The organism is Deltaproteobacteria bacterium (assembly GCA_005879535.1).
In the GTDB taxonomy this organism is placed as follows: Bacteria; Myxococcota; Myxococcia; order Myxococcales; family 40CM-4-68-19; genus 40CM-4-68-19.
The window spans coordinates 1-13,378 of the sequence record VBKI01000040.1; the positions used below are offsets into that span (position 1 = coordinate 1).

The window sequence follows — 13,378 nt, forward strand, 5'->3', positions numbered from 1 at the left end:
GGAAGCACACGCTGCCCGTCGTCACCGGCACGGACGTTGCCGCCGCGAGCCTCATGAGGACCTCTGGCAATCCATGTACTCCAACGGTCGTCGGTGGCCAAGGAGCGATGTTGCTTCCGTTCCAAACGTTGTTTCCAAGATGCAAGACCGACTCTCTCCCGCTGGATTACGTGGGGTGACCACCGAGAGGAGGTCGTATGCATCTGCTCTTCCCACGTATCGGCACCCTGTTCCTGCTCGGACTCGCTTCTCTGGCAGCAGCCTGTGGAGCGGACCGCGCGCCGGGCGCGCGCGACGACAGGTCCACGATGAACTTCACCAACGGTCCACCGTCTCCTGGACCAAACATCGTCCGCATCCACAATGCCGGATCGCGCGTCGTCACCACCGACCCGACGGAGGGCCTCCTCGCCATTCACGGAACGGTCAAGGACCTCGCGGAATGCACCGACGCGAGCACCCGGGTCCCAGTCGACATCCAGATCGTGCGCACGCCGTCGGACGTCCAGAACATGGCCTTGCTGCTCGAGGCCACCGAGAACGACGTCGCCATCTACGATCAGGGCAATCCCGGCGATTTGTCGCCGTTCGACCCCGTGAAGTTCTGCGCATTCATCGAAAGCGTATCGCTGGTCTACGAAGGCGTCGTGCACTACCGGCTGCACATCAACGGGCAGGGATCGCTTGACTTCCAGTGGGAAGGGCAAGTCACTCGCGTCAGCGACGGCGCGCTCTTCCATTACGTCGAGCGCCAACACTTCGTGGCGAACGGGGACGGCACTGGCAGCTGGGTCGGCGAAACCATCCAGCTCCAGCCGATGGGACCGCGCTAGCTCGATCCCGAATCGAGGTAGCCTGCGGAGGTGCCGTTCGGGCTGCTCGCCGATCTGGTGGTCGTCGTCCACCTCGCCTTCGTCCTGCTCGTGGTGTTCGGCGGACTGCTGGTCCTGCGATGGCCGCGACTCGCTTTGATCCAGCTGCCGGCTGCGGTCTGGGGCGTCGTCATCGAATGGGCTGGCTGGATCTGCCCGCTGACCCCGCTGGAGAATTCGCTTCGCGCGCGTGGCGGCGCCGCGGGGTACAGGGGTGGATTCGTCGAACACTACCTGCTCGGAGTCCTCTATCCGGCGGGGCTCACGCGCAACGTTCAGATGGTGCTGGGGCTCACCGTACTGCTCGTCAACGCGATCGCCTACGGCCTGTTGCTCGCGCGCTGGCGGCGGGCAGACGATCGTCATTGATGGCGCTCGCGCGAAGGCCGCGTTATTGGGCTCGCCCATGACCTGGGACATCCGAGGCAAGAGGGTGCTCGTGACTGGTGCGACGAGCGGGATCGGACTGGAGGCGGCGCGCAGTCTGGCGAGGCAGGGCGCCAGGGTCGTGCTCGTCGGCCGGGATGCCGGGAAGACCGCTCGCTGCCTCGAGGAAATCCGCGCCGACGTTCCCGGCGCGGACCTTTCTTCACTGTTGTGCGATTTCTCCAGGCAGAGCGAAGTGCGGCGTCTCGCTGACGAGGTCTTGCACCGCTATGACCGACTCGACGTGCTGGTGAACAACGCGGGCACCGTGTTCAAGGATCGCACGATGACGCCGGACGGCATCGAGGCGACGTTCGCGGTGAATCACCTCGGATATTTCCTGCTCACCCAGCTCCTCCTGGACCGCGTCGTCCAGAGCGCGCCGGCGCGCATCGTCAATGTCGCCTCGATTGGGCACCGCCGCGGGACGATGGACTTCGACGACCTCTTCTTCGAGCGCGGCTATGCGCTGTTCAAGGCGTACGGGCGCTCCAAGCTGGCAAACGTCCTCTACACCCGTCTGCTCGCCCGGAGGGTCGCCGGCACGGGCGTGACGGTGAACTGTCTCCATCCGGGAGCGGTGGCCACGGCGATCTGGTCCCGCGCCCCTCTGTGGGCGAGGCCGCTGATCGCCATCATTGGCAAATTCGCGTTCATCTCCGCGGAGGAAGGCGGCCGCCGCATCGTGCAACTGGTGACGAGTGCCGAGCTCTCCGATACCACGGGCCAATACTTCGAGAACGGCAACCTCGTCGAACCAGCGCCGCTCGCGCGCGATGAAGCTGTCGCGCGGCGCCTCTGGCAGGAAAGCGAGCGGCTGACGGGGCTCAGCGCGACCGGCTCGAAAGCGAGGGTGGCCGAGCCCGTTGCCGGAGCTGCGGCGCGCTCCTAGGACCCTGCCGATGATCGAGGCGCGGCCGGTCGCCGACGAAGCAGAGCTCGCGCAAATCCTCGAGCTGCAGCGCTCCAATCTGGCGCGCAACCTGGACGAGCGGGAGAGCGCCGAGAACGGCTTCGTGACCGTCGAGCACACGCTGGATGTGCTCCGCCGGATGCACGCGCTCGCGCCCAGCATCATCGCGAAGGACGGGAGCGACCTGGCCGGTTACGCGCTGGTGATGCCGCTCGAATGCCGATCGTTCGTTCCGGTGCTCGAGCCGATGTTCCGGCGTCTCGAAGCTCTGGATGTGTTTCGGCGGCGCTTCTACGTGATGGGCCAGATCTGCGTCGCAAAGCCATATCGCGGACGCGGAGTGGTCGACCTGCTCTACCGCGCGCACCGTGAGCGCCTCCGCGGCATCTTCGATTGTGTCGTGACCGAAGTTTCCGTGCGAAACGGCCGGTCGCTCCGCGCACACCAGCGGATCGGATTCGAGGAGCTCGAACGCTACCGCGATGCCACCGACGAGTGGGTGCTGTTGATCTGGAAGTGGTAACATCCACGATCCGTATGTACCTCGTCGAAGGCAAGAAGGAGCGCTGGGTAGATCGTTGATGACTGGCGGAGCTTGCCGCCGGCTTCCCGGCCGTCCACGTCGACTTCGGAACCGGTGACGGTACGTTCGTCCGCCGCATGTCGAGGGTGCGCCCCGATGTCCTTTTCATCGGCACCGACGCCATCGCCGACAACCTGCGCGACACCTCCCGGCGCGCCGCGCGCAACATCGTCTTCGCACGGCTGTCGTTGGAGGATGCTCCCGCCGAGCTCGCGGGCCTCGCCGATACGCTGACGGTTCTCTTTCCCTGGGGTTCCCTGCTGCGCGCGGTCGCGCACGCGGAACGGGAAGCGCTCCAGCGCCTGCGCGCCTCGTGCAAGCCGGGCGCGGAGGTCCGTTTCGTCTTCGAGCATTCTTCGGACGCCCGCGTCCTGGAAGGCCGCTACCGGGAAGCGGGTCTCGCGCTGTCCGGCCGGACGATGCCTCTCGACGAGGCCCGCGTGCTCCCCACCACCTGGGCAAAGAAGCTCGGATACTCCGGCAGGCCGCGGACCTTCTGGGAGTTCCGGGGCACGACGGCGGAGTAGGGCCGCCGTCGCCCGACTACTTCTTCTGCGGTCGCTGGGGTTGCTTCGACTGCCAGAGCGCGATCGCGGCGCCCGTCGGGTCGACGATCACGCTCATCAATCCGAAATCGCCGACCTCCGTCTTGTCCATCATGATCTTCGCGCCCAGCTCCTTCGCCTTGCGCGTGGAGGCGGCCACGTCGTCGACGCCGACGTAAGCCTGCCAGCGCGGAGGCGATCCGGGAGGCTGGGCAGACATCATCCCGCCGCCCGTTCCTTCGCCGACCTGGATCATGGTGTAGGTGCCGCCGCCGGGCATGGGCATGTCCTCGAGCTTCCAGCCGAACAGCTTCGAGTAGAACTGCTTGGCCTTGGCGACGTCGCCGGTGTGCAGCTCGACATGGACGAACGCATTTGCCATGAGCTCCTCCTTCGTGGCGACGGAGCTTGCGGCCCACCATCTGGTCAGTCAACCGGGATTTTAATGCAGCGTCGCCGGCGATTCCGCCCCGCGGGCGCCGTTCACCTTCGTGAACGTGAGCGTCTCTTCAGACGCGTTCGCGTCCACGCGGATGGTGTCGCCCGGACGAAAGTCGCCCTGCAGCACCTTGATGGCCAGCGGATCGAGCACCATCCGCTGCAGCGCCCGCTTCAGCGGCCGGGCGCCGTACACGGGGTCGTATCCGGCCTTGCCCACCGCCGCTTTCGCCCGATCGGTCATCTCCAGCCGGAGCTGCTTGTCGGAGAGCAGCTTCGAGAGCCGTCCAAGCTGGATCTCCACGATCCGCGCCAGCTCCTCGCGCCCGAGGCTGTGGAAGACGACGATCTCGTCGATGCGGTTCAGAAGCTCGGGCCGCAGCTCGGCGCGGATGGCTTCACGGACGCGCTTCTCCTCGGTCTCGGAATCGCCGCCGGTCAAGTGCTGCGAGCCGAGGTTGGAAGTGAGGATGACCACCGCATTGCGGAAGTCCACCGTGCGGCCCTGGCCGTCGGTCAGGCGTCCGTCGTCGAGAATCTGCAAGAGCACGTTGAACACGTCGCGGTGCGCCTTCTCGATCTCGTCAAAGAGCACCACCGTGTATGGCCGCCTGCGCACCGCCTCGGTGAGCTGGCCTCCCTCGTCGTAGCCAACGTATCCGGGAGGCGCGCCGATGAGCCGCGCCACGGAGTGCTTCTCCATGTACTCGCTCATGTCGAGCCGCACCATCGCCTGCTCGTCATCGAAGAGGAACTCCGCCAGCGCCCGGGCCAGCTCCGTCTTCCCCACCCCGGTGGGGCCGGCGAAGAGGAAGCTGCCGATGGGCCGATTCGGATCCTGCAACCCGCTGCGTGCGCGGCGGACCGCATTGGACACGGCGCGCACCGCCTCCTCCTGACCCACCACGCGCTCCCGCAGCCGCTCCTCCATGTGGACGAGCTTCTGCATCTCCGCCTCCATCAGCTTGGAGACGGGAATGCCGGTCCACTTGGAGACGACGTGCGCGATGTCCTCGGCGTCCACCTCTTCCTTGAGCATCCGCCGCTGCGCCTGCAGCTCGTTGAGCTTCTTGTTCTGGACGTCCAGCTCCTTTTGCAGGCCGGGCAACGTGCCGTACTTCAGCTCGGCGGCGCGCCCGAGGTCACCCTTGCGCTCCGCCTCGGCCATCTGCTGGTTCGCGTCCTCGATCTTCGCCTTTACGTCGCGGATGCTCTGGATGGCCTTCTTCTCGTTCTCCCAGTGCGCCTTGAGCGTGCTCATCTCCTCGTTGAGGCGCGCGATCTCGCGGCTGATCTCCTCGAGGCGGCCCTTGGAGAGCGGATCGGTCTCCTTCTTCAGCGCCTGCTCCTCGATCTGCAGCTGCATCAGCTTGCGCCGCACCTCGTCCATCTCCGCCGGCATGGAGTCGATCTCCATGCGCAGCCGCGAGGCGGCCTCGTCGATCAGGTCGATGGCCTTGTCGGGCAGGAAGCGGTCGCTGATGTAACGGTTGGAGAGCGTCGCCGCGGCGACGATGGCGCTGTCCTGGATGCGCACGCCGTGGTGCACCTCGTAGCGCTCCTTCAGCCCGCGAAGGATGGAGATGGTGTCCTCGACGCTTGGCTCGCCCACCATCACCGGCTGGAACCGCCGCTCGAGCGCAGGGTCCTTCTCGATGTGCTTGCGATACTCGTTGACCGTGGTGGCGCCGATGCAGTGCAGCTCTCCGCGGGCCAGCGCCGGCTTGAGCATGTTGCCGGCGTCCATCGCGCCCTCGGCCGCGCCCGCGCCCACGATGGTGTGCAACTCGTCGATGAAGAGGATGACCTGCCCCTCGGAGGCGGTGACTTCCTTGAGCACCGCCTTGAGCCGCTCCTCGAACTCGCCACGAAACTTGGTGCCGGCGATGAGCTGACCCATGTCGAGGGCCACGATGCGCTTGTCCTTCAGCCCTTCGGGGACGTCGCCGTCGACCACGCGGCGGGCGAGCCCTTCGACGATGGCGGTCTTGCCCACGCCGGGGTCGCCGATGAGCACGGGGTTGTTCTTGGTACGCCGGGAGAGGACCTGGATGACGCGCCGGATCTCCTCGTCGCGGCCGATCACCGGATCGAGCTTGCCCTTGCGGGCGCGGTCGGTGAGATCGATGGCGTACTTCTCCAGCGCGCGGTACTGCGATTCGGGGTCGTTGGAGGTGATCCGCTGCGAGCCGCGGACCGCGGTCAGCGCCTGCGCGATCCGGTCGCGCGTGACGCCCGCGCTCTTCAGCGCCTCCGCCGCCGCGCCGCGCTTCTCCGCAACCAGGGCGAGCAGGATGTGCTCGGTGGAGACGTACTCGTCCTTCATCTTGCCGGCCTCTTCTTCGGCCGCGTCGAGGACTTTCAGCGCGCGCTGCGAGAGGTGTCCGCCCTCGCCGCCGTGCACCTGGGCGACCTTGCGGAGGTCGTCTTCCAGGCGCTGCTGGACGAGGCGCGGCTCGGCGCCGACGCGCTGGAGCAGGGGAGGGACCAGCCCGTCCTGCTGCCCGAGCAAGGCAGCGAGGAGGTGCTCAGGGAGGATCTCCTGGTGATCGCGCTTGCGGGCGATCGCCTGGGCCTCCTGAAGGGCCTCCTGTGCCTTGACGGTAAACTTGTCGAGTTTCATGGCTCCAAAGTAACGCAGCGACGCAGTGTGGCAAGGTGCGCGCCGAGGCGTGTTTTCGAGGCATTTCGCTACGTATTTCGCATCGCCCGCTCGGCGAACCAGAGGTCTCCGGAGTCACGCCACGCTTGCCATTGATCAGCGAATTGATGCGCTGAATCGGGATCTTCAGCTTCTCCGAGAGAGCCACCGAACAAACATGCTAATCGGGACGATCGTGGACGAGCTGGTTGCCGTCCTGAAGCAAGCACGGGCGGCGCTCAAATCCGGTGAGATGAAGACCGCGGTGCAGCTCTATCGCCGTGCGCAGGCCCTCTCGCCCAGCGATCCGGAGATCCCTCACGAACGCGGGCTGGCGCTGCTGGAGGCAGGTCACGTCGGTCTCGCCGCGCTGGCCCAGGCCGAAGCCCTCGCACTTGATTCGGGACATATCGGCGCGCGGGCGCAGCGGGCGGCCGCGCTGGAAGCGCTCGGCGACGACGAGGGCGCGGCCAGGGAGCTGAGCGAGCTCTTGTCGCGGATCGGACCGCAGCCGGCGCTTTCCGCGCGGCTGTCGGGGCTCGAGCAGTCGGCGCACCGAGCCGCGTCGCGCCGACTCATCGGAGCTCCCCTCTCCCGCCTTCCCGCGAGCCCGCTGATCGGGTCGGCATTGGCCCGCAACATCGCGGATCCACTGACATTTCGCGCGCCCTTTGCCGAGCTGAAAGCGAGCACGCAGGGTGCGCTGCTCGCCCGCCTCGATCTCGCTTTCGACTCGATGGACGCTTCGCTCGGTCGAAGCGACGTCAGCTACGGCGGCACGACCGAGGACGAGCACGGCCGCCGCGTCCCGCTCGACGAGTTCACCGCGGCGGGGATCGTTTTCATCTCCGAGTCGCTGGGCATCGAGCCGCTGCGCGCGCGTCGCCTGCTTTCGTTCTTGCTCGCTCCAGAATGCGGCCTCGGCCCGCACCGATTCGCCGGTGTCCAGGTGGGCTGGACCATCTCTGGCGGGAACGGGACGCGCCGTTACGGGCTCTTCGCCGGGCTCTGACCCTTCGACACCTGCACGAACAGCATCCGCAGGTCGAACAGCATGTTGTCGAGGAAGCTCGCCTCGTTCGCGGTCAGGTTCCCCCGCGTCTTCTCCTGGAGCATCGCCAGCAGGTCGATGCTCTGCTGCGCCATGGAGAAGTCCGGCTGCTCTCGCTTCTGCCCGGTGGTGGGATCCGGCGCCTCGCCGAGGTGCACGATGGCGCTGGAGCCAAGCGACAGCACCAGAGCGGTGAAGTCGAGCGCGGGAGCTTTCTTCTCTTCGGTCGCCGTAGACGTCATGAATCACCCCAGCTCGAACGCGAACTCCTGCAGCCGGTACCCGCGCTGGACCAGAAGGACCGCCCGGCCGCTCTTGCGCGCCTGGGAGATGGCCTTCTGGAAATCCTTCATCGTATCCACTTCCGCGCTGTTCACCGCGAGCACCAGATCGCCGCGCCGCAGCCCTACGCGCGACGCAGCCGAATTGCGGGAAACCTCCCGTACCGCGAGCACCGACTTCTGTACATCGTAGCCAGCCTGTCGCGCTTCCCGCGCGGACAACTCGGCGATGGACAGCCCGGTGCGGGCCTCGAAGACGCCCTGGGCGCGTTCGGCGGTCAGCGGCGCGGCGGTGATCGGCACTTCCAGCTCTTTCTTTCCGCGCACGACGCCGAGTATCACCCGGGTACCCAGAGGAACGTCGCGAAGAAGGAAGCGCAGCTCGTCCGCGTCGCGCACCGGCGAGGACTCGACGCGGACGACGGCGTCGCCCCGCCTCAGACCGGCGTTGGTAGCGGGTGAGCTGTCTTCGACGGAGGTGACCAGCGCTCCATTCTTCGCGCCGAGAGCAGCGGCGGCTTCCTTGTCGAGCGCCTCCGCGTCGAAGCCCCACCAGGCGTCGGCCAGCCCGCCGCTCTTCTGCAACTCGCGCGCGACGCGCAGGGCGCGGTCGATGGGAATCGCGAACCCGATTCCCTGTCCGGTGGCCAGCACGGCCGAGCAGACGCCGATGACGTTGCCGTCGGCATTGAGGAGCGGACCGCCCGAGTTGCCGGGATTGATCGACGCGTCGGTCTGGATGAAGTCGTAGTAGCTGCGCCCTTCTGCATGGACAGGCCGGTGCAGGGCGGAGACGACGCCTACGCTGACGCTCTGGTTCAGTCCGAACGGATTGCCGATCGCGATGGTCGGCTCGCCGAGCAAGAGATCCGACGAGACTCCCAACGGCGCCGCCGGGAACTTCCGCTCGCCCTGGATCTTGAGGACGGCGAGATCGCCGCCCGGATCGGTGCCGACCACGCGCGCCGTGTAGTCGGAGCCGTCGTCGAAGCTGACCTGGATGCGGCTTCCGCGCGCGACCACGTGATAATTGGTGAGCACGAATCCGCGCTCGTCGAATACGAATCCGGAGCCCAGCGACGTGCGCACCTGATCGCGCGCCCGTCCGCCGAAGAAGAGCTGCCAGGGGTCGTCGGCGGGAGCCGCCCGCACCACTTCCTGCGCGTTGATGTTGACCACGGCCTGGCGCGCGCGCTCCACCGCCAGCACCAGCGGCGTACGCCGCGCGGCGCTGGGCGCCGTCGACAGCGTAGCGACCAGGAGGAACGCGACCACTCAGCGCGTCGGGCCCAACTCGCCGAGCGTAGTGAACTCCGTCTCGACGCTGCCCGCCTTTTCGGCGAGGTCTTCGAGCGACTTGAGGTGCCGCTGGTATTCCTTCTCGTCCAGCAGACCCTTCTTCATGTACCGCTCGACCACCCGGCGATCCAGGTACCTGAGCGGGATCTCTTCCTTCTTTTCGGCCACTGCGCAGCTCCTTCGGTGGGGCGCGGCTTCTAGCACACCCTTGGGTTATCGTACAAACGTGCGCTCCCTGCCCGCTGGCATCTACGCCATCGTCGACGGCTCCGCTGCCCGCCCGCCCCTCGACCTGGTCGGGGCTTTCGTTCGGGGTGGGGCGGCCGTGGTGCAGCTCCGACTCAAGCAGGTCGGGGCGGGAGAGCTTCTAAGGATTGCGCGCGACGCGCGCAAGCTGTGCGCCGGGCGGGCGGCGTTGGTCATCAATGATCGTCCAGACGTGGCGCGTCTGGCGGAAGCCGACGGCGTCCATCTCGGGCAAGAGGACCTCCCCTGGCGGGCAGCCCGCGCAATCGTCGGGCCCGAGGCACTGGTCGGCGTCAGCACGCACTCGGACGCGGAGATCGACGCTGCGCAGGGAGCGGATTACGTCGGCTTCGGACCCATCTTTCCGACCGCGTCGAAGGCCGAATCGCCGTTGCCGCCTCCGCACGGAATTGACGGGCTGCGACGCGCCGTGCAGCGCTCGAAGGCACCCGTGGTGGCGATCGGGGGGATCGGCATCGAGCAGATCCGCGACGTCGCGAAGTCGGGCGCGCGGTGCGCCGCCGCCATCGCCCAGCTCTGCAACGCCTCCGATCCCGAGGCGGCCACGCGCGACATGGCGCAGGCGTTCCAGCGATGAGACCGGTCATCGGCGTGACGCCGGATGTCGGCGAAAGCACCTCGCGTCCCGGGCGGCCGGCGCTGCCGGTCTACGAGCTGAAGCAGGCATATGCGGACGCCGTGCTCGCGGCAGGTGGGCTTCCCGTGGTGCTGGCGTATACGGACGATCCGTCGGCGGTGGAGGAAGCGCTGAGTCTCTGCGACGGGCTCGTGATCACGGGCGGCGCATTCGACATTCCCGCCGAGCTCTACGGCGCAATTCCCGGCGCGCGGATGGGCCCGCTCAAGCCGGGGAGGACTGCGTTCGAGCAGCGCCTGCTGCGGGCAGCGCTGGCGGCCGACGTCCCGGTGCTCGGCATCTGCGGCGGCATGCAGCTGCTCGCCGTCGAAGCCGGCGGGACGCTCTACCAGGACATCGCCCACGAAGTTCCCAGCGGTCTCGATCACGAGCAGCGTCACGATCCGCGCGAGCCCAGCCACGCGGCGAAAATCGTCCCCGGCTCCCTGCTCGCGGCCATCGTCGGCGCGAGCCACATCGAGGTGAACTCCACGCATCACCAGGCGGTCAAGGATCCCGGTCGTGCAAAGGTGAGCGCGGTCGCGCTCGACCAGGTCGTCGAAGCCATCGAGCTTCCCGGCAGGTTCGCTCTCGGCGTGCAGTGGCACCCGGAGTTGATCGGCAGCCACGAGCACCTCGCGCTGTATCGCGCCCTGGTCGATCGGGCGCGCCGATGAACCCCCCTGCCGTCCTCGTGCTGGCGGGCCTCGATCCGAGCGGAGGAGCGGGGCTGCTCGCCGACGCAGAGGCCATCCGCGCCATGGGAGCGCGCCCACTCTGCGTCGCTACGGCCTTGACGGTACAGACCACTCGCGCCGCGCGAAGCTTCAAGTTGGTCGATGCAGCGCTGATCGCCGAGTCCGTGCGCGCGCTGTTGGAGGAGGAAGACGTCCGCGCCATAAAAATCGGCATGGTGGGCGACGCGTCCAATGCTCGCGCCATCCGCGCGCTTCTTCCCCAAGGCGTGCCCGTGGTGGTCGATCCGGTGCTCGCCGCGTCGAGCGGGACTCCCCTGTTTTCGGGTCGCCCTCGCGAGCTGCTCGAGCTGGCGCGCGGCGCAGTCCTGACGCCGAACCTCGCGGAAGCGGAAGCGCTGCTCGAAGGTCCGGCGGATGCGCGGACGCTGCTCGCGCGAGGTCCCGCTGCGGTCCTGCTGAAAGGAGGTCATCTCCCTGGACCGCCCACCGACGTGCTCGCCCTGCCCGCGAACACCGAGTCCTTCTCGGCGGGGCGGATTCCCGTCAAGGCGCGCGGCACGGGGTGCCGGCTGGCCAGCGCCATCGCCGCCGGTCTCGCTCGCGGGGTGCCTGTGCGCGAGGCGGTCATCGACGCACGCCGTTACGTTCGCGAATACCTCCAGGCGCAGATTCCAGTTTGACGGCGCGCGCCGCGGCGCGTGTTACACTCTCGCGGTCAGGGAGGAAACCTCAATGCGGATGCGGAAGTACGCCCCGATTCTCGTCCTGGCGCTCGCCGGTTGCGGACCGTGTGGGTACAACCGCCTCGTCACCGAGGAGCAACAGGTCGAGTCCGCCTGGAGCCAGGTCGAGAACCAGCTTCAGCGCCGCGCCGACCTGGTGCCGAATCTGGTCGAGACCGTCAAGGGCTATGCCCGCCACGAGAAGGGGGTCTTCGATGACATTGCCAACGCGCGCGCAGCCATGCTGGGGGCCTCTTCCCGCGCCGACAAGATCCAGACGGCGAACCAGTTCGAGGGCGCGATCAGCAAGCTGCTGTCGATCAGCGAGGCGTATCCGCAGCTCAAGGCGGACGGCAACTTCCAGCGTCTGATGGACGAGCTGGCGGGCACCGAGAACCGGCTCGCCGTCGAGCGCAAGCGCTACAACGACGCGGTCCAGCAGTACAACACGGACATCCGCGGCATCCCCGGCGCATGGTGGGCGAAGATCGGCGGGTTCGGTCCCAAGGAGTACTTCAAGGCGGAGAGCGGGGCGCGCGCGGTTCCCAAGGTGTCGTTCCAGTAGAGGATCGGAATGCGCACCAGCGGAATCCTCACCATCGGCGGTGCCTTCGTCGCCATCCTCGGCGCGGCATTCTCGGCATTGATGCTGAAAGCGTTCGTGGTCGACAAGGGCCAAGGATTCGTGGACCTGTCGGGATTGGTCGTCGGCGTCGTCGTCGCCGCGATCGGGCTGGCGCTGGTTGCGGTGGGACGGAAGAGGGCGCGCGTCGAGCACGAGACCGACGACCGCCATTTCTCCGAGGTGGCGCTCGCGCTGGCGAAAAAGAACAACGGCCAGGTGCAGGTGGACCAGGTAGCGAAGGCCAGCGGTCTCTCGCGCGACGAGGCGACGGCGCGGATGCGCCAGCTCACCGGCCGGGGCCTCTTCGATCTCGACTTCGACGCCAACGGCCAGATGGTCTGGAAATTGTCTCCCGACGCGGGGCGCGCGCAGCTCGCGGAGATCGCCGGCCGGGGCGGATGATCCGGAGGAGTGCCGCCATCGCCTTGCTCGCGTTGGCGTGTGCGCATGCGCATCCGCGGTCCGACGAGGCCCATCCCGACGAAGTCGATGCAGACGGCGTCGGCGACCAGCGCGTCAGCGCGCGCGCCTATCACCATTATCTCGATGCGCTGCTGGCGAAGAACGCCGACGACTTCGCCACCGCTGCCGACGAGCTGCGCGAGGCCTTGCTCTACGACGCCGAGTCCCCGCACTTGCACACCGTCCTCGCGGAGGTGCTGGTCAAGCAGGGGCGCATCGCCGATGCCGAAGACGAGTTGAAGACCGCGCTGGCGCTCGACTCCAAATATGGTCCTGCGCATGTGCTCAGCGGTCGGATCGCAGTCTCGCGTGGACAGACGATGCAGGCGCGCGATCACTTCCAGGCTGCCGTCGAGGGACAGCCAGACGATCCCGACGCGTACCGGGAGCTGGCGAGGCTGCTCCTCTCCATCGGCGATGTGCCCGCTGCGCAGCGCGTGGCGGAACGACTTGGCGACCGCCTGCAGGCGGCGCAGAAGCTGTCCAGCGACGATGCCGATGAGCTGGTCGCCGCGGATCGGCTCCGGGACCAGGCGGCCGCGGTCTGGGTGGAATTGGGCCGCTTCCAGGTGCAGCACGGCGACGATTCCGCGGCCGAGAGCGCGTTCGCGCATGCGCGCTCGGCTTCCCCCTCCGATCCCGACGCGCTGATGGCGGAGGCGGCTTACCTCGAAGCGAAGCGCAAGTACGCCGACGCGCGCGACCGTTATCTGCGACTGCTCGCGCAGCGGCCGGAGTCGCCGGAAGTGATCGCGGCGCTCGCCCGCGTTGCCCTGGTGGAAGGCGACGTCGAAGCCGTCATCGCGCACGCGCGCAAGCTGCTCGCTCTCGCCGCCAGCCTCGAGCCGTCGGACACCTCGGCGAGCGATGACGACCGGCGCGACGTCGCTGCCGCCCTGTTGCGCGTGGCCGTTCCGCTCCTCGGCGCGCACCGCAGCG

At 67.6% G+C, this 13,378-nt stretch carries 15 protein-coding genes; 11 read left to right on the forward strand and 4 right to left on the reverse strand.

Annotated elements, in window-relative coordinates; genetic code table 11:
* Positions 1 to 197 precede the first annotated feature (197 nt).
* The 5 genes from E6J58_02795 to E6J58_02815 all read left to right on the forward strand — a co-directional run bounded on the left by E6J58_02795 (position 198) and on the right by E6J58_02815 (position 3,321).
* Positions 198 to 833 carry a hypothetical protein gene (locus E6J58_02795; GenBank protein ID TMB41580.1) on the forward strand — a complete coding sequence of 212 codons (636 nt, stop codon included), beginning with the start codon at positions 198 to 200 and terminating at the stop codon, positions 831 to 833.
* Between the two features lie 30 nt (positions 834 to 863).
* Positions 864 to 1,241, forward strand: coding sequence for a DUF2784 domain-containing protein (locus tag E6J58_02800; GenBank protein ID TMB41581.1), 378 nt, complete (start codon positions 864 to 866; stop codon positions 1,239 to 1,241).
* Between the two features lie 49 nt (positions 1,242 to 1,290).
* Positions 1,291 to 2,190: an SDR family oxidoreductase gene (locus E6J58_02805; protein ID TMB41605.1), complete on the forward strand. Its 900-nt coding sequence runs from the start codon at positions 1,291 to 1,293 to the stop codon at positions 2,188 to 2,190.
* Positions 2,191 to 2,200: 10 nt separating this feature from the next.
* Positions 2,201 to 2,734, forward strand: a complete 534-nt coding sequence (locus E6J58_02810) for a GNAT family N-acetyltransferase (GenBank protein ID TMB41582.1) — start codon at positions 2,201 to 2,203, stop codon at positions 2,732 to 2,734.
* Between the two features lie 137 nt (positions 2,735 to 2,871).
* Positions 2,872 to 3,321 carry a hypothetical protein gene (locus E6J58_02815; protein TMB41583.1) on the forward strand — a complete coding sequence of 150 codons (450 nt, stop codon included), beginning with the start codon at positions 2,872 to 2,874 and terminating at the stop codon, positions 3,319 to 3,321.
* A gap of 16 nt (positions 3,322 to 3,337) precedes the next feature.
* Here the strand turns inward: E6J58_02815 and E6J58_02820 are convergent, their stop codons facing one another.
* Together E6J58_02820 and clpB are read right to left on the reverse strand one after the other, a co-directional pair.
* A complete protein-coding gene (locus E6J58_02820) occupies positions 3,338 to 3,721 on the reverse strand; it encodes a VOC family protein (protein ID TMB41584.1) in 384 nt (127 codons plus the stop codon).
* A 60-nt stretch (positions 3,722 to 3,781) separates the two neighbouring features.
* Positions 3,782 to 6,400 (reverse strand): ATP-dependent chaperone ClpB, encoded by a 2,619-nt coding sequence (gene clpB, locus E6J58_02825; GenBank protein ID TMB41585.1) that lies wholly within the window; start codon positions 6,398 to 6,400, stop codon positions 3,782 to 3,784.
* Positions 6,401 to 6,596: 196 nt separating this feature from the next.
* On the opposite strand from clpB, the gene E6J58_02830 reads away from it, so the two are divergent.
* Positions 6,597 to 7,430 carry a hypothetical protein gene (locus E6J58_02830; protein TMB41586.1) on the forward strand — a complete coding sequence of 278 codons (834 nt, stop codon included), beginning with the start codon at positions 6,597 to 6,599 and terminating at the stop codon, positions 7,428 to 7,430.
* On the opposite strand, the gene E6J58_02835 is transcribed toward E6J58_02830, so the two are convergent.
* Both E6J58_02835 and E6J58_02840 read right to left on the reverse strand, forming a co-directional pair.
* Entirely contained in the window at positions 7,406 to 7,711 is a 306-nt protein-coding gene (locus E6J58_02835; GenBank protein TMB41587.1) for a DUF1844 domain-containing protein, read from the reverse strand. The two genes, E6J58_02830 and E6J58_02835, sit on opposite strands and share 25 nt — an antisense overlap.
* A 3-nt stretch (positions 7,712 to 7,714) precedes the next feature.
* Entirely contained in the window at positions 7,715 to 9,025 is a 1,311-nt protein-coding gene (locus tag E6J58_02840) for a PDZ domain-containing protein (GenBank protein TMB41588.1), read from the reverse strand.
* Between E6J58_02840 and thiE the strand changes: the two genes are divergently transcribed.
* The 5 genes from thiE to E6J58_02865 all read left to right on the forward strand — a co-directional run.
* Positions 8,919 to 9,893 carry a thiamine phosphate synthase gene (gene thiE, locus E6J58_02845; GenBank protein TMB41589.1) on the forward strand — a complete coding sequence of 325 codons (975 nt, stop codon included), beginning with the start codon at positions 8,919 to 8,921 and terminating at the stop codon, positions 9,891 to 9,893. The two genes, E6J58_02840 and thiE, sit on opposite strands and share 107 nt — an antisense overlap.
* Positions 9,890 to 10,609 carry a gamma-glutamyl-gamma-aminobutyrate hydrolase family protein gene (locus E6J58_02850; GenBank protein ID TMB41590.1) on the forward strand — a complete coding sequence of 240 codons (720 nt, stop codon included), beginning with the start codon at positions 9,890 to 9,892 and terminating at the stop codon, positions 10,607 to 10,609. Before thiE ends, E6J58_02850 begins: the two co-directional genes overlap by 4 nt.
* Positions 10,606 to 11,310 (forward strand): hydroxymethylpyrimidine/phosphomethylpyrimidine kinase, encoded by a 705-nt coding sequence (locus tag E6J58_02855; GenBank protein TMB41591.1) that lies wholly within the window; start codon positions 10,606 to 10,608, stop codon positions 11,308 to 11,310. Before E6J58_02850 ends, E6J58_02855 begins: the two co-directional genes overlap by 4 nt.
* A gap of 58 nt (positions 11,311 to 11,368) precedes the next feature.
* A complete protein-coding gene (locus E6J58_02860; GenBank protein ID TMB41606.1) occupies positions 11,369 to 11,917 on the forward strand; it encodes a LemA family protein in 549 nt (182 codons plus the stop codon).
* On the forward strand, positions 11,827 to 13,378 hold a 1,552-nt coding region (locus E6J58_02865), incomplete at its 3' end, for a tetratricopeptide repeat protein (protein ID TMB41592.1). The genes E6J58_02860 and E6J58_02865, both read left to right, overlap by 91 nt.

Excerpts from the sequence above, each read along its gene's own strand:
- clpB (TMB41585.1), bottom strand. The coding sequence starts at position 6,400 with ATGAAACTCGACAAGTTTACCGTCAAGGCACAGGAGGCCCTTCAGGAG.
- E6J58_02795 (TMB41580.1), top strand. The coding sequence starts at position 198 with ATGCATCTGCTCTTCCCACGTATCGGCACCCTGTTCCTGCTCGGACTC.
- E6J58_02835 (TMB41587.1), bottom strand. The coding sequence starts at position 7,711 with ATGACGTCTACGGCGACCGAAGAGAAGAAAGCTCCCGCGCTCGACTTC.
- E6J58_02815 (TMB41583.1), top strand. The coding sequence starts at position 2,872 with ATGTCGAGGGTGCGCCCCGATGTCCTTTTCATCGGCACCGACGCCATC.
- E6J58_02830 (TMB41586.1), top strand. The coding sequence starts at position 6,597 with ATGCTAATCGGGACGATCGTGGACGAGCTGGTTGCCGTCCTGAAGCAA.
- thiE (TMB41589.1), top strand. The coding sequence starts at position 8,919 with ATGTTGACCACGGCCTGGCGCGCGCGCTCCACCGCCAGCACCAGCGGC.
- E6J58_02850 (TMB41590.1), top strand. The coding sequence starts at position 9,890 with ATGAGACCGGTCATCGGCGTGACGCCGGATGTCGGCGAAAGCACCTCG.
- E6J58_02855 (TMB41591.1), top strand. The coding sequence starts at position 10,606 with ATGAACCCCCCTGCCGTCCTCGTGCTGGCGGGCCTCGATCCGAGCGGA.
- E6J58_02820 (TMB41584.1), bottom strand. The coding sequence starts at position 3,721 with ATGGCAAATGCGTTCGTCCATGTCGAGCTGCACACCGGCGACGTCGCC.
- E6J58_02810 (TMB41582.1), top strand. The coding sequence starts at position 2,201 with ATGATCGAGGCGCGGCCGGTCGCCGACGAAGCAGAGCTCGCGCAAATC.
- E6J58_02860 (TMB41606.1), top strand. The coding sequence starts at position 11,369 with ATGCGGAAGTACGCCCCGATTCTCGTCCTGGCGCTCGCCGGTTGCGGA.